The sequence below is a fragment of the Streptococcus sanguinis genome, from assembly GCF_020729725.1.
In the GTDB taxonomy this organism is placed as follows: domain Bacteria; phylum Bacillota; class Bacilli; order Lactobacillales; family Streptococcaceae; genus Streptococcus; species Streptococcus sanguinis_V.
Genome location: NZ_JAJEPA010000021.1, coordinates 105429 through 131378 on the forward strand (window position 1 = coordinate 105429; position 25950 = coordinate 131378).

Here is a 25950-nt window from a genome sequence, read left to right on the forward strand (position 1 = left end):
ATTCTAAAGAAAGAGGGTGTAATTGTGGGATTTACAGATGAAACAGTACGTTTTAATCTCGATGATTCAAATAAAAAGGAAATTAGCGAGACTTTGACCGATGTCTACAAGTCGCTCAATGAAAAAGGATACAATCCAATCAATCAAATCGTGGGATACGTACTCAGTGGTGATCCTGCGTACGTACCTCGCTATAACAATGCTCGCAATCAAATCCGCAAATATGAGCGCGATGAGATTGTTGAGGAGTTAGTTCGTTATTATTTGAAAGGACAAGGCGTCGATCTCTAATGAGAATTATGGGATTAGATGTGGGCTCGAAAACGGTTGGGGTTGCCATTAGTGATCCTCTTGGTTTTACGGCTCAAGGACTGGAGATTATTCCGATTCATGAAGAAAAGGGCGAATTCGGCCTAGAGCGCTTGGGTGAGCTGGTTAAAGAGTACAAGGTTGATAAGTTTGTTATTGGTCTGCCTAAGAATATGAACAATACCAGCGGCCCTCGAGTGGAGGCCAGCCAGGCTTATGGCCAGCGGGTTTCTGAGCTGTTTGGTCTGCCGGTTGATTATCAGGATGAGCGTTTGACGACGGTGGCTGCTGAGCGCATGCTGGTGGAGCAGGCGGACATTAGCCGTAGCAAGCGTAAGAAAGTTATTGATAAGCTGGCGGCGCAGCTGATTTTGCAGAATTATCTGGATCGAAATTTTTAGAAAAGAAATGAAGGAGACACTAGTATGACACATGATCATAACCATGACCACGAGCATGAAGAGCGTGAATTAATCACCTTGGTTGACGAGCAAGGGAACGAAACTTTATTTGAAATTCTTTTGACCATTGACGGTAAGGAAGAGTTTGGCAAGAATTATGTTCTTTTGATTCCGGCCAATGCGGAAGAAGATGAGAACGGTGAAGTAGAGATTCAAGCTTATTCCTTTACCGAAAATGAAGACGGTACGGAAGGCGACCTGCAGCCAATCCCAGAGGACTCAGATGCTGAATGGGATATGATTGAAGAAGTCTTCAACAGCTTTATGGAAGAGTAAGACTGGTCTAGCCTCGCTTCCAGAAATGGACAAGTGCAGGCGAAAAGCTAGCTGAACTTGACAAATGAAGGAAGTAGCCAAGGCTTGGCTATTTTCCATCTCGTATCATAAAGATTAGAAAGAGGAGCGAGTTGCAATTCAGATTTGAATTCTGCTTCGCTGCTCTTTTTTGGGTAAGAAAATGAATGAAATTGAAGAATGGCTGAACAGCCGAATTGGTCTAAACTTTCGTTCGGGTCTGGGGCGGATGCAGCAGGCTGTAGCTCTTTTGGGAAATCCTGAGCAGAGTTTTCCAACGATTCATGTAACTGGTACAAATGGCAAAGGCTCTACTATTGCTTTCATGCGTCGGCTGTTTGCGGGGCATGGTCGCAAGACAGGGAGTTTTACCTCGCCTCATATGATTAGTATTCACGATCGGATTTGTATTAACGGTCAACCGATTGCTCCAGCTGATTTTATCCGTCTGGGTCAAGAGGTGCAAAAGATGGAGCAAGAACTGCTCAAAAGCCATGACCAACTGTCCTATTTTGAAATTCTGACCTTGATTGCCTTTCTCTATTTCAAGGAGCAGGAAGTGGACCTAGCCTTGATTGAGGTAGGGATTGGCGGACTCTTGGACACGACTAATGTCATTACGGGAGATATTGCGGCCATCAGCTCCGTAGGCTTGGACCATCAGGAGACTCTGGGAAGGAGCTTGACGGCGATTGCGGAGCAAAAGGCAGGGATTTTCAAGCTGGGGCGGCCAGCGGTCATCGGGCCGCTACCAGAGGAGGCGCGCTTGGTTTGTGAGCAGCGAGCTCAGGAGCTGGGAATAGAACTCTATCAGTATGGTCGCGATTTTTCTCTGACGAATCAGACTTTTTCTAATTCGACTATGACCCTATCCAATCTTGAACTGGGACTCAAGGGAGCCTATCAGGAGGAAAATGCAGCGCTGGCTCTGCAGGCTTTTCTGCTCTTCATGCAGCAGCAAGGCAGGGACGTAGATTCTGCTAGGATTCGAACGGGCTTGCAGGAGACTCGCTGGGCAGGGCGTTTGGAAGAAGTCAGCCCAGGTATTTATCTTGATGGGGCCCATAATCTTCCTGCACTGGAAAGGTTAGTGGAGTTTATCCAGAGCCAGAATGACAAAGAGTGCTTGCTTCTTTTCGGTGCTCTCAAGCGTAAGGACTATAGCGCTATGCTGTCTTATCTGCGAGAGGCTCTGCCAAATGTTCAGATGACAGTTACTTCCTTTTCTGATGGAGATTCCCTTGGTCAAGCTGAAGCGGAAGGCTTCTTATACATAGAGGATTATCGGCAGCTTATTCAGAATTTTCAGGAGAGGCAAAACGATAATCAGCTGCTTTTCATTACGGGGTCCCTCTATTTTATTGCGGAAGTCAGAGCTTATTTGACAAGTTTATAAATTGACCGCCAGAGTCTTGCTTTGGTACAATAAAGACAGAAGAAAAAGGAGAATACTATGGCAATTTCTAAAAAGTTAATCTTTTCGGGTCTAACTGCTGCGGCTGTTTTGGCCTTGACAGCTTGCGGTTCTAATCAGAACCAGACGGCACCTTCCTCTCAGTCTCAGTCAGCCGCTTCCAGCAAGCCAGCAGAGTCTTCGTCAGTAGCTAGCACGTCTAGTGCGGCCAATAGCAGCTCATCTGCTTCTGCATCCTCTTCCGAGCAAGTAGCCAATGGCGAGCTGGATGGCAGCTATCAGACAAGCCATGAAGGCGATCAGCTGACCTTGCAGATTTCAGGAACTACTGGCCAGCTGACTAAGGTCGAGTCGGATGGTGAGCAGGAAATTGAACAGGTTCAGATTGATGCTACCAACCAGACCATGATCATCGGAGATGATGTCAAGCGCTATCGCATTGAGGGCAATCAGCTGACAATTGAGGATCTTTCCCAAGAACCTTATGATGATGACACACTGGTCTTTACGAAACAATGATGAAAGAGCCCTGTCTTGAATAGGGCTTTTCCTTTTATCAGTTGTAATCTTGCAGTGCGACTTAGAGGATAGTAGTATTCAAAAGCTGTACTTAGATTTTTATCAATCAGAAATACAGTTTGCATTGATATAAACGTTGTTTTAAGGCAGTTTTACTGCTATACTAGAATATATGCAATGAGATAGGAGAGTGTATGACTTTCAGGAAATTCCGCTTATTAATGTCAAAATACGGTTTCAGCATCATTATTATGCTGCTGGAGCTAGCCTTTGTCTTTGTTGCGTTCTTCTATTTTAATGAGATTGCACCCAACTGGCTGTCAGTGGCGATGATTGTTTTCCTGTATATTGGGACTATTTTAGCGATTGTCAACCGCAATATGCCGCCTGAGAGTAAGGTGACTTGGCTCCTGATTGCTGTGGTACCCGTATTTGGCTTCCTACTCTATCTGATGTTTGGTGAGCGACGGTTGTCTAAAAAGGAAATGATTCAGCTGGAAAATATGGACTCTATGAAATTTCGAGAGGACAATAGCTATGAACTCCGTGTTCAGCTGAAAAAGGAAAACAAGTCAGCCTACGGTATTATCAAATCACTGCTGAGTATGGACAATAATGCGGATGTCTATGACGGTACAGCTTCTCGTTATTTTCCTATCGGAGAGGAGATGTTTGAGTCCATGCTGGCTGATCTGCGGGCTGCTGAGAAATTCATTTTTCTGGAATTTTATATCATTGATGAAGGGCTGATGTGGGACAGTGTTCTGGAAATCTTGGTCGAAAAAGCCGCTCAGGGCGTTGAAGTCAAGCTGCTCTATGATGATATTGGCTGCATGGCCACTTTGCCTGGTGATTATACGCGTAAGCTGCGCAAGATGGGCATCGAGGCTTATAAGTTTAACAAGGTGATTCCGCGGATGACGGTATCCTATAACAACCGTGACCACCGCAAGATTTTGGTCATTGACGGTCAAGTCGGCTACACTGGCGGTATCAATCTGGCTGACGAGTATATCAATCATATCGTCCGTTTTGGCCACTGGAAAGATGGTGGTGTGCGCTTGGAAGGTCGGGCAGTCAAGGCTCTGACGCGGCTCTTTCTCATGAACTGGTACATCAACCGCGGGGAAATCACAGACTTTGACAAGTACCATCTGGAAAATAAAGCTGTCGGAGGCAAAGGGCTTTACATTCCCTATGGCAGCGGGCCTAAGCCCATTTATAAGGGTCAGGTTGGCAAAACAGTTTATCAAAATATCATCAGTCAGGCTACGGACTATGTCTACATTACCACGCCTTATCTGATTATTGACTATGACCTGACGGAGGATATCAAGAATGCTGCTATGCGGGGAGTGGATGTCCGCATCGTGACTCCTTTCATTCCGGACAAGAAGCTGATTCAGATTGTTACCCGCGGAGCCTATCCGGATCTGATGGAAGCAGGGGTTAAGATCTTTGAGTACACACCAGGGTTTATCCACAGTAAGAACGTGGTGGCTGATGATGAATTTGCTGTGGTAGGGACGATTAATTTTGACTACCGCAGTCTGGTGCACCATTATGAAAATGCAGTTCTGATGTACCATACGGAGAGTATCCCAGCTATCAAGGAAGATTTTGAAGCCATTTTTGAAGCTTCTGAGGAAATTCTTCCTGAAAATCTTGATAGCAGCTGGTATCGTCGCCTTATCAAAGAAATCATGCAGCTCTTTGCCCCTATGCTCTAATGCCGGAGGAGGGTAAGTTCTGCAGAAATATACAGAAAATCTGAGGCGGAAGTCTCAGATTTTTGTTTGTGCTTTTGCTAATCGTGCTGAGATGTGTTCTTGTTATTTTTGCTTTTATATGGGGACGGATTTTTGCTCTGTTTTTACGAATGTAAAAAATAAAGGAATTTTTTAAGATGATAATGGAGAAAATTTCCAGTCAGCCGCTTGCTTATGAAACGAGAGAATATCGCTGTTTTCGGGAATTGGAGGAGCTGGCTAGAAGCTATAATACTCAGAAGAAGGGGCAAGAGAAAGCTGACAGGAGGACAGGAATTTGATATACTAGATGGGACTGATATCAAGGAGAATATTTTATATGCATGATACAACGGAAGAAAAAGTTTTAGAGGTTTCAGAGGAGCAGCTGACTAGGGCTGAAAGGTCTGAGCAAAAAATTACCAAGCCAGAGCCTACGCCCTATTTTTTGACGCTCTTGTGTAGTTTGGCTATCAGCCTGCTGAGTGTGGTCAATCCTTTTTTGACCAACCTAGCAACGAATTTACAAAGTCAGAATCTCTACGCCGGCTGGGCCATGACTCAGGGGCAAGTGCCTTATTCGCAAATATATGGGACTAGTGGTCTGCTTTACTATCTGATGGCTTGGACCAGCAGTCTGGCTTTTGGCCAGCTTTTGTGGATGGTCTTTCAGACGCTGGCTCTGTGGCTGGCTGGACTTTTCCTGCACAAGACCTTGGTGCTCTTACAACCTAAACAGGATCTATCACGCAGTCTCTTGCTGCTCTTTTACCTGCTAGTCTTTGCCCTTGGATTTGGCGGTCTTTACTCTAGTATTTTTGTTCTGCCCTTTATTTTTTGGAATCTATCTTTTTTGGTGCGCTATTTGCAGGATTCAATCAAGGATGAAAAGTTCATTCTATATGGAGCTTTCGGAGCTCTTGCTTTTATGATTGATCCGGTTTCCAGCCTAGTCTTCTATTCTTTGACTGCTCTAGTGCTTTTGGTCTACAATATCGCAGCCAAGCGTGCGGCTCGAGGCTTTTATCAGCTTTTAGCTGGTCTCTTTGGCTTCTCAGTGATTTTTTATCCTATCGGCTACTTTACTGTTGCCAATCAAACCTTTGGCCAGGCTATCAGTCAGGTGACCTATGCTTGGGATTCCATCAGCTTAATTGGCAGTCATAGTCTTTCTAATTTGATTTATTATGGCTTGCTGACGGTCGGTCTAGGTTTCATTTCTGCTTTGGGTGCCAATCTCTTTTCAAGAGAAAAGGGGCAGGCAACCAGCCTGCGCGTCTTGCGCTTTATCGGCTTGCTAGGGCTCTTCATTACTGTCTTTGCGGCTTTTATCCTGCCAGATCAGGGCAGCTATCAACTGCTTCCTGCTCTGCCTTTTGCCATGATTCTTTTTGCTTTGTGGTTCAATAAAGGCAAGCAGCAGGAATCAGGGCGTCATCGTCGGAATCGTCGTCGCCCTACGATGTGGACTTCTTATCTCTCAGGCCAGTTCTTTCTGCCACTCTTAGCCATTTTTTATCTGATTGGTTATCCTTTGGTGAATGAGTATATCCTTTCCAGCGGTGTCTCTGCTGAAAGAAGTGAGGCGGCTCAGTATATTAAGGAAAAGACCAAGGACGGGGACACTATCTATGCTTGGGATACCTCGGCTAGTCTGTATCAAAAGAGCGGACGCCTATCAGCTGTTTCTCTCTTGTCTCCAACTTTGTATGTGGAAACAGCTGAAAATCGTTTGGGTCTTCAGAATGGACTGGAAAACAGCCAGCCCAAGTATATTTTGGTCAACAATGATGTCAAACTGCTGTCAGATGTGAAGCAGCTAATTTCCCAAAATTACAAGGAAGCTGACCTCAAACTCGACCATTTCAAGCTTTATCAACTTAAGTAGTAAAATCAATATGTTGTGTATAAAAAGAAAAAATGACTTTTTTGCCACAACATATTGATTTTTAATTTTAACGTGCTATAATGAGTCTTGTATCGACTTATTGATAAAATACTGTTCTTTGGATGAACTGCTGTCGGAGATTTCTTGGAAATTTCTTCGCAAGCGATAGGTTTAAAGAGACTTGATTTGTCCTAAGGGCAGAGAAAAGGAAGTGTTCATGATGATTTTAAGGGAAGAGAAGTTTGAAACTGCTCCAGCGATTTATGTGGAGAAGCGGGACGGCCGCAGAGTGGCTTTTGATGTGTCAAAGATCTATAAGGCTATGGTGCGGGCAGCTCAGGAAGTCGGTCCGCTGAATCCAATGCAGGAAGCCAAGCTGGAAGCTATCACAGACCGTATTGTGGCAGAAATCAGCAGTCGCTTCGCTAAGTATGTCAAAATCTATGAGATTCAGAACATCGTTGAGCATGAGCTTTTGAATGCCAAGGAATATGCCATTGCAGAGAACTACATCACTTACCGCACCCAAAGGGATTTTGAGCGCTCAAAAGCGACTGATATCAACTTTACCATTGACAAGCTTCTCAACAAAGATCGTACGGTGGTCAACGAGAATGCCAATAAGGACAGCGATGTCTTCAATACCCAACGGGATTTGACGGCTGGGATTGTCGGCAAATCCATCGGTCTTAAGATGCTGCCGCCTCATGTGGCCAATGCCCACCAGAAGGGGGACATCCACTACCATGACTTGGACTACAGCCCTTATACGCCGATGACGAACTGCTGTCTGATTGACTTTGACGGCATGCTGAAAAATGGCTTCAAGATTGGGAATGCAGAAGTAGAAAGTCCCAAGTCTATTCAGACTGCGACAGCGCAAATCTCGCAAATCATTGCCAATGTAGCTTCCAGCCAGTACGGTGGCTGCTCAGCCGATCGGATTGATGAAGTCTTGGCGCCTTATGCTGAGCTTAATTATCAAAAGCACCTCAAGGATGCGGAGCAATGGGTTTTGCCGGATAAGCAGGAAGAATACGCCTGGGCAAAGACCAAGAAGGACATCTACGATGCCATGCAGTCGCTAGAGTATGAGATCAATACCCTCTTTACCTCTAATGGTCAGACTCCTTTTACTTCGCTGGGATTTGGTCTGGGAACCAATCGTTTTGAGCGGGAAATTCAGAAAGCCATTCTCAATATCCGTATCAAGGGACTGGGAAGCGAGCACCGCACAGCGATTTTCCCTAAGCTGATTTTCACCCTTAAGCGCGGGCTTAATCTTGAGCCAGGAACGCCTAACTATGACATCAAAGAACTGGCTCTGGAGTGTGCCACCAAGCGAATGTATCCAGATGTCCTTTCCTATGACAAGATTATCGACTTAACTGGATCTTTCAAGGTGCCGATGGGTTGCCGTTCTTTCCTGCAGGGCTGGAAGGATGAAAATGGTCAGGAAGTCAACTCCGGCCGTATGAATCTAGGAGTTGTTACTGTCAATCTGCCACGGATTGCGCTTGAATCCGAGGGGGATTTGGATAAATTCTGGGAACTCTTTAATGAGCGGATGAACATCGCTGAAGATGCTTTAGTCTACCGAGTGGAGCGGACCAAGGAAGCCAGTCCAGCCAATGCACCGATTCTCTATCAGTATGGGGCTTTTGGCCAACGTCTGGGCAAGTATGATCAGGTGGATCAGCTCTTTACTCACCGTCGTGCCACGGTTTCCCTAGGCTATATCGGTCTGTATGAAGTAGCAGCAGTCTTTTACGGCGGTAATTGGGAGACCAATCCTGAAGCCAAGGACTTTACAGTTGCTATTGTCAAAGATATGAAGCGCCGGGTGCAAGAGTGGTCAGATCAGTATAACTATCATTTCTCTGTCTACTCAACACCATCTGAAAGTCTGACCGACCGTTTCTGCCGTTTGGACACAGAGAAGTTTGGCGTCGTTCCAGATATTACTGACAAGGAATACTATACTAACTCCTTCCACTACGATGTGCGCAAGAATCCAACTCCTTTTGAAAAGCTGGACTTTGAGAAGATTTATCCTGAAGTGGGTGCTTCAGGCGGCTTTATCCATTACTGTGAATATCCTGTTCTTCAGCAAAATCCAAAGGCACTGGAAGCGGTCTGGGACTATGCCTATGACCGAGTTGGTTACTTAGGTACAAATACACCGATTGACCGCTGTTACAAGTGTAACTTTGAGGGAGATTTTACGCCGACCGAGCGGGGCTTCACCTGTCCAAACTGCGGCAACAGCGATCCCAAGACGGTCGATGTGGTCAAGCGGACCTGCGGCTACTTAGGAAATCCGCAAGCCCGCCCAATGGTCAATGGCCGTCACAAGGAAATATCAGCTCGGGTTAAGCACATGAATGGCTCGACTATTAAGTACGAAGGAAATTAAGATGGGAAAGTATCAATTGGATGACAAAGGAAAGGCTCAGGTGCAGCGTTTCCATGAAAAACATTCGCAGGGTGGCAGCGGTAAGAAAGAGCGATTAGCCAAACTGCGTCAGCAATTTTTAGAAAAGAACAAGAAACAATAGAAGTCAGAGTGGGGCGCAAGGCGGTCTCACTCTCTTCGTATCAGGAGGAAGTATGGAACTGAGACGACCGAAGCTAGAAGACAAGGAAAAGATTTTAGAGATGCTGGCTGACTTTGAAGCAGCTGGTAGCCGACAGGATGGCTTCTTTGGCGGAGCGGGTTTTGTCTACGAGGATTGGCTGGAAACTATTCAGCTAGCTGAGGCAGGTCTAGGCTTGTCGCAAGGTTTTGTACCTTACATCCAACTAATCTCTTTTGCTGCGGATGGTCAGGCTGTGGGTTTTCTCAATCTGCGCTTACGGCTCAATGACCATTTGCTCCAAGAAGGCGGGCATATCGGTTATAGTATCCGTCCCTCTGCGCGTGGGAAAGGATTGGCAAAAGAGCAGCTGCGACAAGGCTTGCAAGTAGCCAAAAGTAAAAATATTAGACGAGTCCTAGTGACTTGCGATTGTGATAATGCTGCCAGTCGAGCAGTGATTCTGGCGAATGGCGGAGCTTTAGAGGATATTCGAGGCGGGAAAGAGCGTTACTGGATTGATGTCGATTAAGGAGGGAGCATGGAGCTAAGAAGACCAACTTTGGAAGATAAAGATGCGATTTTAGAGATGATTGCTGAGTTCGATGCAGCAAAATCCTATATGCACGGTGGCATGGGCTCCACTTGGAAACGAGCAAAGGATTATGAGGATTGGTTACAAATGGTGAGACGACAGGAAGATGTGGCAAACTTGCCAGCAGGTTGGGTTCCTGCCATTCAATTTTTATCCTTTGATGAGACTGGCTTGCCTCTGGGGTTTTTAGCCCTACGCCTATCCTTAAATGAGAAATTATTTGTGGAGGGTGGGCATATTGGCTATTCTATCCGCCCCAGTCAACGCAGGAAGGGCTTAGCCAAGTTGCAGCTAGAGTTAGGACTATCAGAGGCTCGAAAGCAAGGATTAGAACGAGTGCTGATTACCTGCGATGAAGACAACGAAGCCAGCCGCCGCACCATTCTCTCTGCTGGCGGTGTTTATGAAAATACAATCGACAGAAGTCAGCGTTACTGGATTGATGTCAATTAAGGAGGGAACATGGAGCTAAGAAGACCAACTTTGGAAGATAAAGACGCAATTTTAGAGATGATTGCTGAGTTCGATGCTGCAAAATCCTATATGCACGGTGGCATGGGCTCCGCTTGGAAACGAGCAAAGGATTATGAGGATTGGTTAAAGATTGTAGAGCAGCAGGAGGATGCTGCCAACCTGCCAGCAGGTTGGGTTCCTGCCATCAAATTTTTATCCTTTGATGAGACTGGCTTGCCTCTGGGGTTTTTAGCCCTGCGCCTATCCTTGAATGACAAATTATTTGTGGAGGGTGGGCATATCGGCTATTCTATCCGCCCCAGTCAACGCAGAAAGGGCTTGGCCAAGTTGCAGCTAGAGTTAGGGCTGGCAGAAGCTAGAAAGCAAGGATTAGAACGAGTGCTGATTACCTGCGATGAAGACAACGAAGCCAGCCGCCGCACGATTCTCTCTGCTGGCGGTGTTTATGAAAATACAATCGACAGAAGTCAGCGCTACTGGATTGAATTGGAGGATGAAGATGAACAATCCCAAACCTCAAGAATGGAAAAGTGAGGAGCTGAGCAAGGGGAGAATCATTGACTATAAGGCTTTTAACTTTGTGGATGGCGAAGGTGTCCGCAACTCCCTCTATGTCAGTGGCTGTATGTTTCACTGTGAGGGCTGCTATAATGCAGCAACCTGGTCTTTTAACGCTGGCATTCCTTATACCCAAGAGTTGGAGGATCAGATTATGAAAGACTTGGCGGAACCCTATGTGCAGGGGCTGACCCTCCTAGGCGGCGAGCCTTTTCTCAATACAGGCATTCTCCTGCCCTTGGTCAAGCGGATTCGGAGAGAGCTTCCAGACAAGGATATCTGGTCCTGGACGGGCTACACCTGGGAGGAGATGATGCTGGAAACGGAGGATAAGCTGGAGCTGCTGAGTTTGATTGACATTCTAGTGGACGGCCGTTTTGACCTTAGCAAGAAGAATCTCATGCTGCAGTTCCGCGGTTCCTCCAATCAGCGCATCATTGATGTGCAGAAATCCCTTCAGTCAGGCCAAGTAGTCATCTGGGATAAGCTGAATGATGGCCTCCAGGCCTATGAGCAAGTTGACAGGGATAAGATGCTTTAAAAACTAAGTAGAATACTGATATAAAAGAGGTTTTACCTCTTTTTTTCTGTTTTCAAAAACAGTATAAAATATCGGTTTTTCGAGAGAGAAGAAAGAATTTACCGAAAATTAATACAGACTGTCCTTTTTTGTCAACAAATTTTGGAAAAAACTAAAATATTTTTAAATATTTTAGTGTATCATAATGCATTTATGATATAATAAAATGTATTTATATCTCAGGGGAGAAAAAGGGAGAATTATGAATCAACATAGGAGAAATGTGCCTGCTTCTAAAAAGGGGAAGAAGCTTAGGCTCTTTAATGCAGCTTTACTGACATTGGTAAGCTTGGTTTCAGGTTTGCTTGTTTTTTCTATATTTAAAAATAATGTTCTGGCGTTTCATCACCTGAACCTTATTTTGTCTGCTCTTTTGGCGGCTGTTATTTTACTGGCAGCCTTCTTTGTATGGAAAAATAAGTTCAAAGTCCTGACAACCTTACTTTTGCTTGTGACTCTGCTGGTATCCTCAGGAGCTATGTACGGGGTCAAGGAGCTGATGGACTTATCTAGAGGTGTGAACTCCACCTCAAATTACTCTGAAATTGAAATGGCCGTTTATGTCCGGGCGGACAGCGACAAATCAGATGTGACTCAGCTGAAGAAGCTGACAGCTCCGACTGAAAATGGAGACAAGGACAATGTAATGGCTCTTCTGGACCACATCAAGAAGACTAAAAAGACAGAACTCACAGTGGAAAACAGCTCGTCTTATATCGCAGCTTACAAGGCTCTCATCAATCAAGAGACCGAGGCCATTGCCCTCAATAGCTCGTTTGGAGATATGCTGGCTTCTCACGATGCTGACTATGCTTCAAAGATAAAGAAAATCTATACTTATAAAATTACCCGTCAAGTAGAGACCGGCAAGCGCAGGGATGATGCCAATGCGGATGTCTTCAATATCTATGTCAGCGGTATTGACACTTATGGCTCGATTTCATCTGTCTCTCGCTCAGATGTCAATATCATCATGACGGTCAATCGCAAGACCAAGAAAGTCCTCTTGACTACAACTCCTCGTGATTCTTATGTGGCGATTGCAGATGGAGGAGCTGGGCAGATGGACAAGCTGACCCACGCTGGGATTTATGGCGTGGACGCCTCTGTCCACACGCTGGAAAATCTTTACGGTATTCGCATTGACTACTACGTTCGTCTGAACTTTACTTCCTTCCTTAAGCTGGTAGACCTGCTGGGAGGGATTGATGTTGAAAATGACCAAGAATTTACCAGCCGACACGGCAATCATCATTTCCCAGTAGGGAAAGTCCATATGAACTCAGATCAGGCACTTGGCTTTGTTCGCGAGCGTTACTCTCTTCAGGGGGGCGACAATGACCGCGGAAAAAATCAAGAAAAGGTTATCGAAGCAGTCATTAAAAAGCTGACTTCAACCAGTGCTTTGAAGAACTACAATGAGATTATTTCTGGCTTGCAGGATTCTATCCAGACCAATATGGAGCTGCCTGTTCTTATGAATCTGGTCAATACCCAGCTGGAGTCAGGTGGAAGCTATCAAGTTCAGTCACAAGCTATCAGCGGAAATGGCCGCATGGATCTACCATCCTATGCTATGCCAGATTCCAATCTCTATATGATGGAAATCCAACCGGAAAGCCTTGATAATGCTAAGGCAGCGATTCAGCAGCTAATGGAAGGGAAAACACCATGATTGATATCCATTCTCATATTATCTTTGATGTGGACGATGGTCCTAAGAATTTTGAGGATTCCAAAAAACTGCTGGAAGAAAGCTATCGACAGGGAGTTCGGACTATTATCTCTACTTCTCATCGCAGAAAGGGCATGTTTGAAACGCCTGAACATACCATTAGCTCTAACTTTAAAATGGTAAAAGAACTGGCAGAGCTTGTGGCGCCTGACTTGACGGTTCTCTATGGGGCAGAGATTTACTACACCAGTGATGTGGCGTATAAGTTGGAAAAGGGGATTTTCCCCAGTCTAGCTGGCACACGCTATGTGCTGATTGAGTTTAGCATGGCGACGCCCTATAAGGACATTCATAAAGGCTTGGCTCAGATTCTGCGCTTAGGTCTAACCCCAGTCGTGGCTCATATCGAGCGCTATCACTGCCTGGAAAATGATGAAAAGAAGGTACAGGAACTCATTAATATGGGCTGCTATACTCAGATTAATAGCTCCAGTGTTCTAAAGCCTAAGCTGCTTGGAGACTCGCATAAATTTATGAAAAAACGGGCTCAGTTCTTTTTGGAGAAGGACTTGGTCCACTTTGTTGCCAGCGACATGCACAATCTAAGTCAGAGACCGCCCTTTATGAAGGAGGCCTTTGACATCGTAGCTAAGAAATACGGTTCCCGCCGGGCAGAGGCCCTCTTTGGCGGTAACCAAGCATTATTATTGAAAAATGAATTGATTTAGGGGAAAAATGGAAAAACAAGAAAAGCAAATCGTAGAAATCGATATTCTGTCCTTGCTGAGAGCCTTATGGCTGAAGAAATTTACCATCGTATTGGGAGCGGTGCTCTTTTCTTTGCTGGCTTTTGGCTACAGCGTCTTTATTGCTAAGAAAATGTATCAGAGTACCACACGCATCTATGTGGTCAGTCGTCAGAACGAAACGCAGGCAGCTTTGACCAATCAGGACCTGCAGGCAGGGTCTTACCTCGTTAAGGACTTTAAGGAAATCATTCTGTCACAGGCGGTTCTGTCACAGGCAATTAGTGAGTTGAAACTGCAAACGTCACCAAGAGAGCTGACGCGTCACATCACCGTTTCCGTTCCGGCGGATACTCGTATCGTTTCGATTACAGTTAAGGATGACAATCCAGAGGAAGCGGCTCGCATTGCCAATGCCTTCCGTAATATCGCTGCTGAGAAAATCATCGAAGTGACAAAAGTTTCTGATGTGACAACTTTGGAAGAAGCAACAGTCCCAGCAGAGCCTTCTTCACCAAATATTCGGCGTAATGTTATCTTAGGATTTTTAGGGGGCAGTGTCCTGATGTCGATCTTTATCATCGCGGTAGAAATCTTGGATGATCGGGTGAAGAAGCCAGAGGACATTGAAGAAGTCATGGGCTTGACGCTATTGGGCGTTATCCCAGATATGAACAGAATGTAAGGGAGAGAAAATGGCAACCTTAGAATTAGTTAGGAAAAAAAGGAACCTTGTCAAACTAACCGAGGAATACTACAACGCTCTGAGTACTAATGTACAGCTGAGCGGCGCCAATATCAAGATGGTCGAAATAAGCTCGGTGACGGCAAATGAAGGAAAGTCTACAACCTCAGTGAATCTCGCGGCCGCCTTTGCCAGAGCTGGTCATAAGACCTTGATGATCGATGCGGATATCCGCAACTCAGTCATGTCCGGTGTGTTTAGCAGTCAGAGAAAAGTATCAGGACTGACGGACTATCTGTCAGGACAGGCTGCCCTGCATGAAGTCATCAACGATACAGATCTGGAAAATCTGGATGTGATCTTATCTGGTCCAGTATCACCTAATCCGACGGGGCTTTTGCAAAGCAAGCAGTTTGATGCGCTTTTGACTGACCTACGTGTCCGTTATGACTATATCATTGTGGATACTTCACCGATTGGTCTGGTCATTGATGCGGCTATCATTGCTCAGAAATGCGATGCCAGCTTCTTGGTGATTCAAGCAGGTCATATCAAACGAAAAGCAGTCATGAAAGCTAAAGAGCAGTTAGAACAAACGGGAACTCCTTTTTTGGGTGTTGTCCTCAATAAATATAACATTGATTTGGAACGCTATGGTGCCTACGGAACTTATGGGGGATACGGCAGCTATGGCAATTATGGGAAATAATAGGGATTAAAGAGTTTTAGGATAATTGGGAGATTAGGAACATGACAAGAGCGAGAAAAAGAGTCATCTTAATTATTGTTGATATTATTTTGCTCAGTATAAGTCAGGGGATTTCAAAATTCTTCTTAGCAAAATATGTCGGGATAACGGATTTGTCTTTTGTCTCTATTTTAATGGGGATTATTGTATTGTATTTGACATTTGCAACACTGTCGAATGTCTTTTCTACCATTACAAGGTATACAGATTACAAAACAATGTTTCGAGTGGGGGGCTCAATTTTGGGAGCTTACTCGATTGTATACATTGTAGAGAAAATTTTTTATGAATCCACAAACAGTAGATATATTGTCCTTTCTATGCTGCTATCGTTTTTGTTGGTTATTGCTTCAAGGCTGACTTGGCGGGAGATTCATGAATTCGTGCAGCACCCGTCAGCCTTACTGGGAAAGAAAGTAGATGGGACGAAAACCCTTGTTGTTGGTTCAGGGGATGGTGCTAGTCTTTTTATCAAGACAGCCCAGCAAAAATCAAAAGATTTAAAGATAGTCGCGATTGTAGATGACGATAAGAATAAGCAAAATACCTATCTTCATGGAGTAAAAGTTGTAGGAACAACCGAGCAGATACCTGAAATTGTGGGAAATTATGAAGTCGAACAAATTGTCATTGCCATTCCTTCATTGGCTCCGGATGATTACGAGCGAATCGTAGAGTATTGCCAACAAACGGAGGTCAAGGTCAATGCCATGCCTAAGTATGAACAGGTGATTACGGGGAAACTATCTGTCAGCAAACTTCAGGAAATTGATATTGCAGATCTGTTAGGGCGTAAAGAAGTTAAGCTGGATCAGCAAAGTTTGAAGTCCAATATTAAATGTAAGACAGTGCTTGTTACAGGGGCTGGTGGTTCTATCGGCTCGGAACTTTGCCGTCAGATTGCTCAATTCTGCCCAGCTAGGCTCCTGCTTCTAGGTCATGGAGAAAATTCCATTTATTTGATTCATAAGGAGCTGTCAAGCCGATATAAAGATGACATTGAGTTGATTCCAATCATTGCAGATATTCAAGATAGAGAGAGGATTTTCCATATTATGGAAACCTATCGTCCTGATCGAGTGTATCATGCAGCAGCTCATAAGCATGTTCCTTTGATGGAGTACAATCCGACAGAAGCGGTCAAAAACAATATCTATGGTACACGAAATGTAGCAGAAGCAGCAAAGGCAGCTGGTGTCGCGAAATTTGTCATGATTTCTACAGATAAGGCGGTCAACCCGCCTAATGTTATGGGAGCAACTAAACGTGTAGCAGAAATGGTCGTGACCAGTTTAAATGAAGAAGGAAAGACTCTTTTCTCAGCTGTCCGCTTTGGGAATGTTTTGGGCAGCCGAGGTAGTGTGGTTCCTTTGTTCAAGGAGCAGATTGCCAAGGGAGGTCCTATCACCGTGACGGACTTTCGAATGACACGCTATTTCATGACGATACCAGAAGCCAGCCGCTTGGTGATTCAGGCTGGAGCCTTGATGCAAGGGGGAGAGGTTTTTGTCTTGGATATGGGCGAGCCTGTGAAAATTTTGGACCTGGCTAAAAAGATGATCACACTCAGCGGCCATACTGAAGAGGAGATTCAGATTCAGGAAGCAGGCATTCGACCGGGAGAAAAGCTTTATGAAGAGCTCTTATCCGCCAAGGAAAAGGTCAATGATCAAGTCTATGAAAAGATTTTTGTAGGGAATGTTCAGTCGCTGCCTAAGATAGAGGTGGATTCCTATGTGGACTCTCTTCTGTCTCTTGGTGCAAATGACCTCAAGGACAGCTTGGTAAAGTTTGCACAGCAATAAGTTTTTAGGATAATCATGTATAAATTTTTTAAACGAACATTAGATATAGTCTTGTCATTCTTAGGAATGATTGTCTTATCACCGTTTTTTCTGCTTCTAGTACTCGCTATTAAATTGGATTCAAAAGGACCAGTTTTGTTCAAACAGAAGCGGGTAGGTCTGCATAAGAAACACTTCTATATTTTGAAATTCAGAACGATGCGAATTGACACCCCTAAAGATACCCCAACTCATTTACTGGAAAATCCTGAGCAATGGATTACAAAGGTCGGGAAGTTTCTTAGGAAGACGTCTCTGGATGAGTTGCCTCAGATTTGGAATATTTTTGTCGGTGACATGAGTATCATAGGTCCAAGACCGGCTCTTTGGAATCAGTATGATTTGATTGAAGAGCGAGATCGCTATGGAGCAAATGATGTTTTACCAGGTCTGACGGGATGGGCTCAGATTCACGGGCGAGATGAGTTGCCGATTGCCAAGAAAGCTGAATTGGACGGCTACTACGTCCAGCATCTATCTTTTGGATTGGATGTCCGCTGTTTCTTTGGCACCATTAAGAGTGTGGCCAAGAGCGAAGGAGTTGTTGAAGGCGGCACGGGAAATATGGAAAAGAAAGATTAAAGGCTGATGAAAAGAATATTAATTACGGGAGAGGGTAGCTATATCGGCCGGAGCTTTAAGAGGTATGTTTCTTCACGGGAGGATGTCCAGGTTGATGAGTTGGACGTCCGCGGAGAAGTCTGGAAGGAGAAAGATTTTTCGTCTTTTGATGTAATTTTGCATTTGGCGGCGATTGTCCATATCTCTAACCCATCAAAAGAGATGGAGTCGGAATATAATCAAGTCAATACTCAGCTACCGTATGAATTGGCTCAAAAGGCTAAACGCGAAGGCGTCAAACAGTTTATCTTTATGAGCAGCATGAGCGTCTATGGCGAAGTTTTGGGAGATCGGGTTATCACAAAGGATACAGAAGAGCGTCCTGATTCCTTTTATGGCAAAAGCAAGCTAGCTGCTGAACAAGTTCTGAGGGAATTGGAGAGCGAAGATTTCAAATTGGCAGTTTTACGGCCGCCCATGGTTTATGGTCATCAAGCTAAGGGAAATTATAAGCGACTGTCAAAGCTGGCTCAGAAACTACCAGTTTTCCCTTTGGTCCAGAACGAACGTAGTATGATTTATATTGACAACCTTTGTGAGTTTATCAGACTGATTGTTCAGAATCAAGACAGCGGTGTCTTCTATCCTCAAAATCAGGACTATGTCAATACCTCTCAGCTAGTCAGAGAAATAAAAAGGACTCATGGCCAGAGAGTAGCCTTGCTGCCTGCATTTAACTGGATTTTAAAAGAACTGTCCCGCCATGTTTCGACTCTGAATAAGTTGTTTTCAGATTTAACTTATGAAAAAGAGATGTCTAGCTATCCTCAGTCTTATCAGGTAGCAGATTTTAGGAGCTCTATTGAGAAGACGGAAAAGGGAAACTAGTTTAGGATGATTGGGGGGGATTGTTAGTGAAGTTTTCGGTATTGATGTCTGTCTATCAGAAGGAGAATCCGGATTTCTTAAGAAAGAGTCTAAATAGCGTTCTTATAGAGCAAAGCAGCAAGCCAGATGAGCTTGTCCTTGTAGAGGATGGGCCGCTGACAGAAGAGCTTTATCAGATGATTCAAGATTTCAAGGAAACATTTCCAGAGATGAAAGTTCTACCCTTAAAGGAAAATGTCGGATTGGGAGAAGCTTTGCATCGAGGAGTTGAGGCTTGTTCTTATGACTGGATTGCTAGAATGGATACAGATGACATTGCGACACCAGATCGTTTCCAGCAACAAGTGGACTATATTGAGCAACATCCGCAGTTAGATGTTCTGGGTGGCAATATCATAGAATTTGACACGGAACCAGATCAAATAGTGGCAGAGAAACAAATGCCGCTTTCCCATGAAGAAATTATCAAAAGGTTGCAGCGGAGAAATCCTTTCTGTCACATGACGGTATTTTTTAAGAAATCATCTGTTTTAAAAGCAGGCAATTACAAGCCCTTGCCTTTAGTGGAAGACTATTATCTTTGGGCGAGAATGGCTGCTCAGGGCTGTCGTTTCGCCAATCTTAATCGGGTCTTGGTTTATGCTCGCGTCGGAAACGGCATGCATACGAGAAGAAGCCAGACAGAGCAGATTGCCAGCTGGAAAGTAGTCAATACTTTTTTGCTGTCACATAGTATGTTGAACCGAGGGCAATATTATCAAAATATGTTGATGATTCGTGCTTTTGTGGGAACGCCTATTTGGATAAAAGCGTTCATTTATAAGTATCTGCTTAGAAGAAAGTAATGACTTTACAGACAGAGCAGTCTAGCTTAGATAGGGAGAAAGCTAGAAGTTAAGGGGATATAGGATGAAAAGTTTAGGAAGGAGAGAGAAATGATTTCTGTCGTGATGGCGACCTATAATGGGGCGGATTTTATTTTGGAGCAACTAGACTCTATCCGCACTCAAAAGCTGAAGCCTGATCAGGTCATTATCTGTGATGACTGTTCGACAGATCAGACAGTGGCGCTAATCAGGGACTACATCACCAAGCACCAACTGACTGATTGGCAGCTGCTTGAAAATCAGGAAAATTTGGGCCATTATCGAACTTTTATAAAATTAGCGAGTTTGGCTGAGCACGATATTGTTTTTTTCGCTGATCAGGATGATAAATGGCTGCCTGATAAAACAGCTGCCTTGCAGAAAGTACTGTTAGAAACAGACGCTGCTATGGTGTATGGCCAGTCTTACTTGATTGATCAAAAAGGTCAGGTCATCAAGGAACCTAAGGTTTCAGGAGAAAGGCGAGAAAGAGATCTAGCTTGGCTTCTGAAAAAATGGCCGTCAGGTTATCAGACAGCTTTTAGAAAGTCGGTACTGACTAATATTTTGCAGCAGCAGTATACGGATTATCCTGGATTTGATTATCATGACGTTTTATTTGGTATGCTGGCTCCATTGTATGGAAAAGTTATTTGCTTGGACCAGCTTCTAGATCAGCACCGCATTCATCAGGCGAATGTAACCCGGTCTGCGTCGTCGCTCAGTTTTAATAAAACAAGGTTATCTAGGATTAACTATTTACAGAAGGTCATCAGTCGCTATGAGTCCGTGAAAAAAATTGCAGAAGAGCGACAGATTTCTGAGGCGGATCATCGCCAGCTTGCTAGGGCTTTGGCCTTGACCAATCTTAGACTGAAATTATTACAGTCTAGAAATCCATTTTGGGCTTTGAGCCTGATGTTTCAAATAAGGGAGTATCGAACAATAAAAGATTTCATCAGTGATTTGGTATACACCTATTCACTGAATGGAGTTGCTAGGAGATTATTGAAAAAGTTTGGGAGGTAAGAAAAATGAGAGGAACCAGTAAGATTGAATGGGAGTTGGCTTTGGGAGAACGCTTCAGCCCCATGTATCAGAAAATTACAGATGATAAATTAAAGGTTTTACAAAAAGCATATTTAAAAATGTATAAAAAATTTGATGCAGAGTGTCGTCGGCATCATATTCATTCCTACATGGTTGCAGGGACCTTGATTGGTTCTTTGCGACATGGGGGCTACATCCCTTGGGATGATGATATTGACTTGGTGATGTTCCGAGAGGACTACAATCGTCTGCAGGAAATCTTTGCGGACAGCGAGGACTTCGAGCTGATCTCTCCTGCGGATGCGACAGATAGTGTCTTTAAGGTGCTAAAGCTGCAGAGCAAGTCACTGACCTACTATGATGTTTTGGGAGAAGGTTTCAGTAAAAAGAAACATCTTTATCTTGATATGCTGCCAATTGACTTTGTCCCAGAGAATAACATGCTTCGCAAGCTCAAGGGCCTTCTATTCAGAGCCTTGGATTTGTCACACAATAGCTCACGCTGCTATACAAAGTTTACTCCGCATCTGACCTATATGGCTAAAGAATCCAAAGAACTCAGACAAAATCTTTGGATCAGAAGACTGATAGGCTTCCCTTCTTTTATCATGGGGCCGGCTAATATGTATAAGTTGATGGAAAAACTCATTCAGTCTAATAAGAAGACTTCAAAAATAACAATTGCTTATGGTGTAAAAGGCTATTTGGGAGAGACAATCGACTATGAAAGTTTCTATCCAGCTAAGAAGTATTCCTTTGAAGGCTATGAGTTCGATGGACCCAATGATGCGGACAAGTATCTGACCAATCGCTACGGTGATTACATGACACCGCCTGAAAGAAAAGAACAGACAGAACGTCATGTCAGACTGAGAGATAATTGGGTTGAATTAATAGAAGGAAGATAATGGTTTTTTTACTAATTTTGGGTGGCCTTTTCCTATTGTTTTTGACAATCAAAACAGTAGGGAGAGACTATGCTAACCCGGCTTTTATATACTTGGCAATATGGATGATAGCAAGCATTTTTACTGCATTTTATTCATCCAAATGGGGAGAGGGACTTTCTCTGATAACGGTCACTGTTATCTTTGTTGGGAATGCCATTTTTTTAATGGGAGTCCTCTTATCATCGAATTTGTTTGCTGAGAGGAAGTTGGACGCCAAACCTAGTCAAATAAAGGTGAGTAATTTTTTCATTATTTTAGTTCTCTTGTTTTTGGTTTATGCGGTCAGGTTTATTTATTCCGATTTGCTTTATTTGGCGGCGCAGAGCAAGCAGGTACCTGGGGGATTGTTTAAAACCATTGAATTGGCTCGGCATATGACTACAAATTATGATTTCTCTCTTAGCCGTCTTAGTCTCAATTTGCTGCGGGTTAACTTTTCTTTAGGAATTGTTTTCTTCTACTTTTTCTGCGAGTCTATTTTTTCAGGAAAAGATGGCATTTTTTACAAGGGCAAGTTACTGCTGGTTAGTCTGATTTCTTTAGGTATTTCTCTCTTGTCTACCGGACGTACGGAGTTGCTGGGCTTGGTTGCAGGCTATGCTATTGTGTATATGTTGTTTTTCTCGAAGTATTATTCGTGGAAAGACAGCAGGTATGGTGTGAAGCTTTTTCGCTCTTTGCTGATAATTGGCTTTATATTTCTTGTCTTATTTATGGCGGTTGGAACATTTGTTCTCAATCGAGTGGATAGTCGGGCAGAGTTCGGAATTTTGGATAATTTGGTTAAATATATGGGTTCACCCATTCAGGCTTTAGACTATTATCTAAAAAATCCTACTCTTTATAGCGATAATCAAGTCTTTGGAGAAAATACTCTTATTGCTATCTATGGAACATTGAAATCCCTTGGTCTGTCTAGTCATGAGCTGACACCTTTCCTGCCTGTTGTTCATTTTAACGACGATAAAACCAATGTTTACACAATTTATTACTACTTTATCAAGGATTTTGGTTATTTTTCAGTCCTTATCTTTCAGCTTTTATATGGCTTCTTTTACGGAAGTTTCTACTATTCTATCAAAAAACGCTATTTCACCCCGCTAAAGGTTATTGTTTTCGCTTTATTTGCGTATCCTTTGGTCATTTCATTCTTTCAGGAAACGTTGCTGTCATTGCTGACAACCCATATTAATCGGATTATCTATGCTTTTGTGATTTATATGGCAGCTGATTTACTGAGTAGAGTACGATTTACAAGGAGAGGAAGGAAAGTATCGGTATGACGACATCAGCTCTGATATTCGCAGGCGGCACAGGCAGCCGCATGAATACCAAGACCTTACCCAAGCAGTTTTTAGAGTTGCACGGTAAGCCTATTATTATTCATACGATTGAGCATTTTGAAGACCATCCGGCAGTATCGGACATTGTGGTTGTCTGTGTAGACGGCTGGCTGGATTATTGCAGAGATTTATTAGCTCGATTCAATATTAAAAAAGTCAGTCAAGTGGTTCCTGGTGGAGAGACTGGACAAATGTCTATTTTTAATGGTCTATCTGTCTTACGGGAAAAGTACAAGAACGATGACGACTATGTGTTGATTCATGATGGTGTTCGCCCCTTGATTGACGGGGGAATTATTTCTAAAAATATTGAAGCAGCCAAAAAGTATGGGGCAGCTATTACGGTTAAGCCGGTTATCGAAACGGTCATTCAGGTCGACGAGGCGGATGTTATTAATCAGGTTATTGAGCGTTCCACTTGTCAGACAGCTGTCGCTCCTCAAACCTTTGCGCTTTCAAAGATTCACTCCCTGCATTTAAAAGCTCAGGCAGAGAATCAGTTTGATATGACAGATTCTGCGACGTTGGCTCGTTATTTTGGACTCCCTCTGCATACAGTCATGGGGGGCAGCGAAAATATTAAAATTACGACTCCATCTGATTTTTATATCTTTAGAGCGATTTACGAAGCGCGTGAAAATGCACAAATTTTTGGTTGATATGGGAAATAATACGATTTTACAAAAGGATATGGAAGAGCTAGCTGCTGTCAGTCCTATTCTCAGAGAACTGAGCAATGTTACAGTCTTGGTAACCGGAGCAACCGGACTTATAGGCAGGCACTGTATTTCCGCCTTGATGGCTTTAAATGATTTGTACGATGCCAATGTCAGAGTAGTGGCCTTGGCCCGAAATCAGAAAAAAGCGGAAGAACTATTTCAGGATTTTTTACATAGTGAGAATCTGCAGCTAGTGTATGCTGACTTGCTGTCAGATTGGCAGATAGAGGAGGATTTGGATTATATTATCCATGGAGCCAGTGCGACGGACTCCTCTTTTTTCGTTGAGCATCCTGTGGAGACAATTGATCTAGCCGTAAATGGAACGAAAAAACTGCTGGAGATGGCTAAAAATAAGCAGGTTCGCAGTATGGTCTATCTCTCTTCTCTGGAAGTCTACGGGACGACAAATCCAGATGCTTCCAGCATTAACGAGAAAGATTACGGTTATTTGGATCCAACCAGTGTCCGTAGCAGTTATTCGGAAAGCAAGCGCATGGCAGAGTCCTTATGTGTAGGCTATTGTTATCAGTATCAGGTGCCAGTTAGAATGGCTCGTTTGTCACAAACTTTTGGCCCAGGTGTGAGCTATGAAGACAACAGAGTTTTTGCACAGTTTGCGCGTGCTGTCCTTGAAAAGAGAGATATTATCCTCCGGACTAAAGGGGAAACTGTTCGGAACTACTGCTATACCAAAGATGCCATTGAAGCCATTTTTTACATTCTGCTGAAAGGCCAAGCAGGTCAAGCTTATAATGTCGCCAATAAAGAGACGGCTATTTCCATTCGTGAGATGGCGGAAATGGTTATTGAGCTAAGTGGTAGCAATGAAACGAAGTTAGTTTTTGATTTGGCAGAGGATGTGGAAAAGCTAGGCTATAATCCGACAGTTAAGATTCGTCTTAATACGGACAAGATTGAAAGTTTGGGCTGGCAAGCCCATACTGATTTAGAAACCATGTTTTTACGGTTAATTGAGAGCATGGCAGCAGATAGGAAGGAATAGGAGGGCTAATTTGTCTGGTGGATTTAAAAAAATAATAGCTAATTTTTCCTATGTCGTCTTGTCCAATTTGCTGACAGTAATAGTTTCTTCTCTGGTTGTCTTGATTTTGCCTAAGATTATGGGTGTAGAGGAGTATGGCTACTGGCAACTCTATATTTTTTATTTATCTTATGCCGGTTTTGTTCATCTGGGTTGGGTGGACGGAATCTACCTGCGCTACGGTGGTTTGGAGTATGATGATCTGGATAAAGAAAAGTTTTTCTCTCAGTTTCTCATGCTTTTGATCTATCTGACAGGAATTGGAATTTTATTTTTCTTAGGGACTTCTGCCTTTATTAGAGATGAGAGCAGTCGGTTTGTTTTTATACTTTTGGTTTATACCATGTTGGTCACCAATCTGCGCTTTCTCTTTGTGTACATTCTGCAGATGACTAATCGACTAAAGGAGAGTTCCTATGTTGTCAGTGGAGACCGACTCCTCTATTTACTGCTTTTGCTGGTTTTTATTTTTGTAGGTTTTCGAGATTTCAAGATTATGGTCTATGCAGATTTGATTGGTAGAGTTGTTTCTCTTTTTTATGCTATGTATCTATGCCGAGATATGGCCCTGCGACCTCTCAATCAATTTAAGCTTGATATACAGGAAACGGTTTGCAATATTGCTGTCGGTATCAATCTGATGCTATCAAATGTAGCCAGTATGCTCATTATCGGGACGGTTCGAATGGGGATTCAAAAGGTATGGAACATTGCTACATTTGGGAAAGTATCCTTGACCTTGAGCATTTCCAATCTGCTGATGACCTTTATCAATGCTATCGGTTTGGTCATCTTTCCGATTTTGAAACGGACGGACGAAAGCAAGTTGCCTAAGATTTACAATCAGTTGCGGAATATCCTTATGGTTCTTATGTTTGGAGTGCTTTTGCTGTATTATCCCCTGAAAATAGCTTTGGACAGCTGGCTGCCGGCTTACAGAGAGTCCTTGATATTTATGGCTCTGGTCTTTCCTATGTCTGTCTACGAGGGCAAGATGGCTCTGCTTATCAATACCTACTTAAAAGCCTTGCGAATGGAGAGGCAGATTTTTAAAGTAAATGTTATTGCCATGCTCTTAAGCTTTGTTACTACCTTGATTTTTGCAGTTTTTCTGCGCAATCTGAATGCTACAGTGCTGTCTATCGTGCTGTTGCTGGCGACTAGGAGTATACTGGCAGAGCTAATCTTAGCCAAAAGGATGCAGATCGAGGTTGTCAAAGATATCTGGGTTGAGTTGCTAATGACACTTGTATTTATTGCTTCGAATTGGTTTTTATCAGTTTATCTAGCTGCAGCAGCCTACGGATTTGTCTATCTGACCTACAGCATTTACAAATACCAAAGTTTGAAAGGCCTGCTCCAGCAATTGCGGGCTCGTTGATGCTCGAGAGATTATAAATAGTTTAACAATCTA

General features: G+C 43.6%; 28 protein-coding genes. All 28 read left to right on the forward strand.

Going from position 1 to position 25950, the window contains the following annotated elements:
- The first annotated feature begins 24 nt into the window (after window positions 1–24).
- The 28 genes from K4I03_RS10665 (at window position 25) to K4I03_RS10800 (ending at window position 25917) form a co-directional block, all read left to right on the forward strand.
- Window positions 25–291, forward strand: coding sequence for an IreB family regulatory phosphoprotein (locus K4I03_RS10665; protein ID WP_002894075.1), 267 nt, complete (start codon window positions 25–27; stop codon window positions 289–291).
- On the forward strand, window positions 291–710 hold the full coding sequence (gene ruvX / locus K4I03_RS10670; protein WP_002894074.1) for a Holliday junction resolvase RuvX: 420 nt from the start codon (window positions 291–293) through the stop codon (window positions 708–710). The genes K4I03_RS10665 and ruvX overlap by 1 nt, the downstream gene beginning before the upstream one ends.
- Before the next feature lie 24 nt (window positions 711–734).
- A complete protein-coding gene (locus K4I03_RS10675) occupies window positions 735–1046 on the forward strand; it encodes a DUF1292 domain-containing protein (protein ID WP_002894073.1) in 312 nt (103 codons plus the stop codon).
- A gap of 181 nt (window positions 1047–1227) precedes the next feature.
- Window positions 1228–2460: a bifunctional folylpolyglutamate synthase/dihydrofolate synthase gene (locus K4I03_RS10680; RefSeq protein WP_032908256.1), complete on the forward strand. Its 1233-nt coding sequence runs from the start codon at window positions 1228–1230 to the stop codon at window positions 2458–2460.
- 57 nt (window positions 2461–2517) lie between these two features.
- Window positions 2518–2997: an SP_0198 family lipoprotein gene (locus K4I03_RS10685; RefSeq protein WP_002908510.1), complete on the forward strand. Its 480-nt coding sequence runs from the start codon at window positions 2518–2520 to the stop codon at window positions 2995–2997.
- A gap of 194 nt (window positions 2998–3191) precedes the next feature.
- Window positions 3192–4727, forward strand: coding sequence for a cardiolipin synthase (gene cls, locus K4I03_RS10690; RefSeq protein ID WP_227965253.1), 1536 nt, complete (start codon window positions 3192–3194; stop codon window positions 4725–4727).
- A gap of 176 nt (window positions 4728–4903) precedes the next feature.
- Complete coding sequence (locus K4I03_RS10695) at window positions 4904–5047, forward strand: hypothetical protein (protein ID WP_002931878.1); 144 nt, start codon at window positions 4904–4906, stop codon at window positions 5045–5047.
- A gap of 38 nt (window positions 5048–5085) precedes the next feature.
- Window positions 5086–6633: a heme transporter CcmD gene (locus tag K4I03_RS10700; protein ID WP_227965261.1), complete on the forward strand. Its 1548-nt coding sequence runs from the start codon at window positions 5086–5088 to the stop codon at window positions 6631–6633.
- A gap of 220 nt (window positions 6634–6853) precedes the next feature.
- The gene (nrdD, locus tag K4I03_RS10705) at window positions 6854–9049 is read left to right on the forward strand and encodes an anaerobic ribonucleoside-triphosphate reductase (protein ID WP_227965571.1); all 2196 of its coding nucleotides are present in this window, start codon (window positions 6854–6856) and stop codon (window positions 9047–9049) included.
- Window position 9050: 1 nt separating this feature from the next.
- Window positions 9051–9191, forward strand: coding sequence for a hypothetical protein (locus K4I03_RS10710; protein WP_002894059.1), 141 nt, complete (start codon window positions 9051–9053; stop codon window positions 9189–9191).
- A gap of 52 nt (window positions 9192–9243) precedes the next feature.
- Complete coding sequence (locus K4I03_RS10715) at window positions 9244–9741, forward strand: GNAT family N-acetyltransferase (protein ID WP_227965262.1); 498 nt, start codon at window positions 9244–9246, stop codon at window positions 9739–9741.
- 9 nt (window positions 9742–9750) lie between these two features.
- Window positions 9751–10257 carry a GNAT family N-acetyltransferase gene (locus K4I03_RS10720; RefSeq protein ID WP_227965263.1) on the forward strand — a complete coding sequence of 169 codons (507 nt, stop codon included), beginning with the start codon at window positions 9751–9753 and terminating at the stop codon, window positions 10255–10257.
- A 9-nt stretch (window positions 10258–10266) separates the two neighbouring features.
- Window positions 10267–10812, forward strand: coding sequence for a GNAT family N-acetyltransferase (locus tag K4I03_RS10725; RefSeq protein ID WP_227965264.1), 546 nt, complete (start codon window positions 10267–10269; stop codon window positions 10810–10812).
- Window positions 10778–11377: an anaerobic ribonucleoside-triphosphate reductase activating protein gene (gene nrdG, locus K4I03_RS10730; protein WP_227965265.1), complete on the forward strand. Its 600-nt coding sequence runs from the start codon at window positions 10778–10780 to the stop codon at window positions 11375–11377. The genes K4I03_RS10725 and nrdG overlap by 35 nt, the downstream gene beginning before the upstream one ends.
- Before the next feature lie 241 nt (window positions 11378–11618).
- Window positions 11619–13091: an LCP family glycopolymer transferase CpsA gene (gene cpsA / locus K4I03_RS10735; RefSeq protein ID WP_457853178.1), complete on the forward strand. Its 1473-nt coding sequence runs from the start codon at window positions 11619–11621 to the stop codon at window positions 13089–13091.
- Window positions 13088–13819: a capsular polysaccharide biosynthesis protein Cps4B gene (gene cps4B, locus K4I03_RS10740; RefSeq protein WP_227965270.1), complete on the forward strand. Its 732-nt coding sequence runs from the start codon at window positions 13088–13090 to the stop codon at window positions 13817–13819. Before cpsA ends, cps4B begins: the two co-directional genes overlap by 4 nt.
- A 7-nt stretch (window positions 13820–13826) precedes the next feature.
- On the forward strand, window positions 13827–14522 hold the full coding sequence (locus K4I03_RS10745; protein WP_002894051.1) for a Wzz/FepE/Etk N-terminal domain-containing protein: 696 nt from the start codon (window positions 13827–13829) through the stop codon (window positions 14520–14522).
- 10 nt (window positions 14523–14532) lie between these two features.
- Window positions 14533–15231: a polysaccharide biosynthesis tyrosine autokinase gene (locus tag K4I03_RS10750; protein WP_227965277.1), complete on the forward strand. Its 699-nt coding sequence runs from the start codon at window positions 14533–14535 to the stop codon at window positions 15229–15231.
- Window positions 15232–15272: 41 nt separating this feature from the next.
- Window positions 15273–17075, forward strand: a complete 1803-nt coding sequence (locus K4I03_RS10755; RefSeq protein ID WP_227965279.1) for a polysaccharide biosynthesis protein — start codon at window positions 15273–15275, stop codon at window positions 17073–17075.
- A gap of 15 nt (window positions 17076–17090) precedes the next feature.
- Window positions 17091–17696 (forward strand): sugar transferase, encoded by a 606-nt coding sequence (locus K4I03_RS10760; RefSeq protein WP_002908523.1) that lies wholly within the window; start codon window positions 17091–17093, stop codon window positions 17694–17696.
- 6 nt (window positions 17697–17702) lie between these two features.
- A complete protein-coding gene (locus tag K4I03_RS10765; RefSeq protein ID WP_227965280.1) occupies window positions 17703–18563 on the forward strand; it encodes an NAD-dependent epimerase/dehydratase family protein in 861 nt (286 codons plus the stop codon).
- Window positions 18564–18607: 44 nt separating this feature from the next.
- Complete coding sequence (locus tag K4I03_RS10770) at window positions 18608–19408, forward strand: glycosyltransferase (RefSeq protein WP_265333642.1); 801 nt, start codon at window positions 18608–18610, stop codon at window positions 19406–19408.
- A 90-nt stretch (window positions 19409–19498) separates the two neighbouring features.
- Window positions 19499–20458 (forward strand): glycosyltransferase family 2 protein, encoded by a 960-nt coding sequence (locus K4I03_RS10775; protein WP_227965282.1) that lies wholly within the window; start codon window positions 19499–19501, stop codon window positions 20456–20458.
- Between the two features lie 5 nt (window positions 20459–20463).
- The gene (locus K4I03_RS10780; RefSeq protein WP_227965283.1) at window positions 20464–21387 is read left to right on the forward strand and encodes a LicD family protein; all 924 of its coding nucleotides are present in this window, start codon (window positions 20464–20466) and stop codon (window positions 21385–21387) included.
- Window positions 21387–22712, forward strand: coding sequence for an O-antigen polymerase (locus K4I03_RS10785; protein WP_227965284.1), 1326 nt, complete (start codon window positions 21387–21389; stop codon window positions 22710–22712). Before K4I03_RS10780 ends, K4I03_RS10785 begins: the two co-directional genes overlap by 1 nt.
- On the forward strand, window positions 22709–23431 hold the full coding sequence (ispD, locus tag K4I03_RS10790) for a 2-C-methyl-D-erythritol 4-phosphate cytidylyltransferase (RefSeq protein ID WP_002894037.1): 723 nt from the start codon (window positions 22709–22711) through the stop codon (window positions 23429–23431). The genes K4I03_RS10785 and ispD overlap by 4 nt, the downstream gene beginning before the upstream one ends.
- On the forward strand, window positions 23412–24497 hold the full coding sequence (locus tag K4I03_RS10795; protein ID WP_227965285.1) for an NAD-dependent epimerase/dehydratase family protein: 1086 nt from the start codon (window positions 23412–23414) through the stop codon (window positions 24495–24497). The genes ispD and K4I03_RS10795 overlap by 20 nt, the downstream gene beginning before the upstream one ends.
- A gap of 10 nt (window positions 24498–24507) precedes the next feature.
- On the forward strand, window positions 24508–25917 hold the full coding sequence (locus tag K4I03_RS10800; RefSeq protein ID WP_227965287.1) for a lipopolysaccharide biosynthesis protein: 1410 nt from the start codon (window positions 24508–24510) through the stop codon (window positions 25915–25917).
- Window positions 25918–25950 lie beyond the last annotated feature (33 nt).

Bases quoted from the DNA above. Each gene is read 5' to 3' on its own strand.
- K4I03_RS10765 (WP_227965280.1), top strand. From the start codon at position 17,703: ATGAAAAGAATATTAATTACGGGAGAGGGTAGCTATATCGGCCGGAGC.
- K4I03_RS10770 (WP_265333642.1), top strand. From the start codon at position 18,608: ATGTCTGTCTATCAGAAGGAGAATCCGGATTTCTTAAGAAAGAGTCTA.
- K4I03_RS10780 (WP_227965283.1), top strand. From the start codon at position 20,464: ATGAGAGGAACCAGTAAGATTGAATGGGAGTTGGCTTTGGGAGAACGC.
- K4I03_RS10745 (WP_002894051.1), top strand. From the start codon at position 13,827: ATGGAAAAACAAGAAAAGCAAATCGTAGAAATCGATATTCTGTCCTTG.
- K4I03_RS10720 (WP_227965263.1), top strand. From the start codon at position 9,751: ATGGAGCTAAGAAGACCAACTTTGGAAGATAAAGATGCGATTTTAGAG.
- K4I03_RS10775 (WP_227965282.1), top strand. From the start codon at position 19,499: ATGATTTCTGTCGTGATGGCGACCTATAATGGGGCGGATTTTATTTTG.
- K4I03_RS10680 (WP_032908256.1), top strand. From the start codon at position 1,228: ATGAATGAAATTGAAGAATGGCTGAACAGCCGAATTGGTCTAAACTTT.
- K4I03_RS10795 (WP_227965285.1), top strand. From the start codon at position 23,412: ATGCACAAATTTTTGGTTGATATGGGAAATAATACGATTTTACAAAAG.
- K4I03_RS10750 (WP_227965277.1), top strand. From the start codon at position 14,533: ATGGCAACCTTAGAATTAGTTAGGAAAAAAAGGAACCTTGTCAAACTA.
- ruvX (WP_002894074.1), top strand. From the start codon at position 291: ATGAGAATTATGGGATTAGATGTGGGCTCGAAAACGGTTGGGGTTGCC.
- nrdG (WP_227965265.1), top strand. From the start codon at position 10,778: ATGAACAATCCCAAACCTCAAGAATGGAAAAGTGAGGAGCTGAGCAAG.
- K4I03_RS10715 (WP_227965262.1), top strand. From the start codon at position 9,244: ATGGAACTGAGACGACCGAAGCTAGAAGACAAGGAAAAGATTTTAGAG.
- K4I03_RS10685 (WP_002908510.1), top strand. From the start codon at position 2,518: ATGGCAATTTCTAAAAAGTTAATCTTTTCGGGTCTAACTGCTGCGGCT.
- nrdD (WP_227965571.1), top strand. From the start codon at position 6,854: ATGATTTTAAGGGAAGAGAAGTTTGAAACTGCTCCAGCGATTTATGTG.
- K4I03_RS10695 (WP_002931878.1), top strand. From the start codon at position 4,904: ATGATAATGGAGAAAATTTCCAGTCAGCCGCTTGCTTATGAAACGAGA.
- K4I03_RS10785 (WP_227965284.1), top strand. From the start codon at position 21,387: ATGGTTTTTTTACTAATTTTGGGTGGCCTTTTCCTATTGTTTTTGACA.
- K4I03_RS10700 (WP_227965261.1), top strand. From the start codon at position 5,086: ATGCATGATACAACGGAAGAAAAAGTTTTAGAGGTTTCAGAGGAGCAG.
- ispD (WP_002894037.1), top strand. From the start codon at position 22,709: ATGACGACATCAGCTCTGATATTCGCAGGCGGCACAGGCAGCCGCATG.
- K4I03_RS10675 (WP_002894073.1), top strand. From the start codon at position 735: ATGACACATGATCATAACCATGACCACGAGCATGAAGAGCGTGAATTA.
- K4I03_RS10755 (WP_227965279.1), top strand. From the start codon at position 15,273: ATGACAAGAGCGAGAAAAAGAGTCATCTTAATTATTGTTGATATTATT.
- cls (WP_227965253.1), top strand. From the start codon at position 3,192: ATGACTTTCAGGAAATTCCGCTTATTAATGTCAAAATACGGTTTCAGC.
- cpsA (WP_457853178.1), top strand. From the start codon at position 11,619: ATGAATCAACATAGGAGAAATGTGCCTGCTTCTAAAAAGGGGAAGAAG.
- K4I03_RS10760 (WP_002908523.1), top strand. From the start codon at position 17,091: ATGTATAAATTTTTTAAACGAACATTAGATATAGTCTTGTCATTCTTA.
- cps4B (WP_227965270.1), top strand. From the start codon at position 13,088: ATGATTGATATCCATTCTCATATTATCTTTGATGTGGACGATGGTCCT.
- K4I03_RS10710 (WP_002894059.1), top strand. From the start codon at position 9,051: ATGGGAAAGTATCAATTGGATGACAAAGGAAAGGCTCAGGTGCAGCGT.
- K4I03_RS10725 (WP_227965264.1), top strand. From the start codon at position 10,267: ATGGAGCTAAGAAGACCAACTTTGGAAGATAAAGACGCAATTTTAGAG.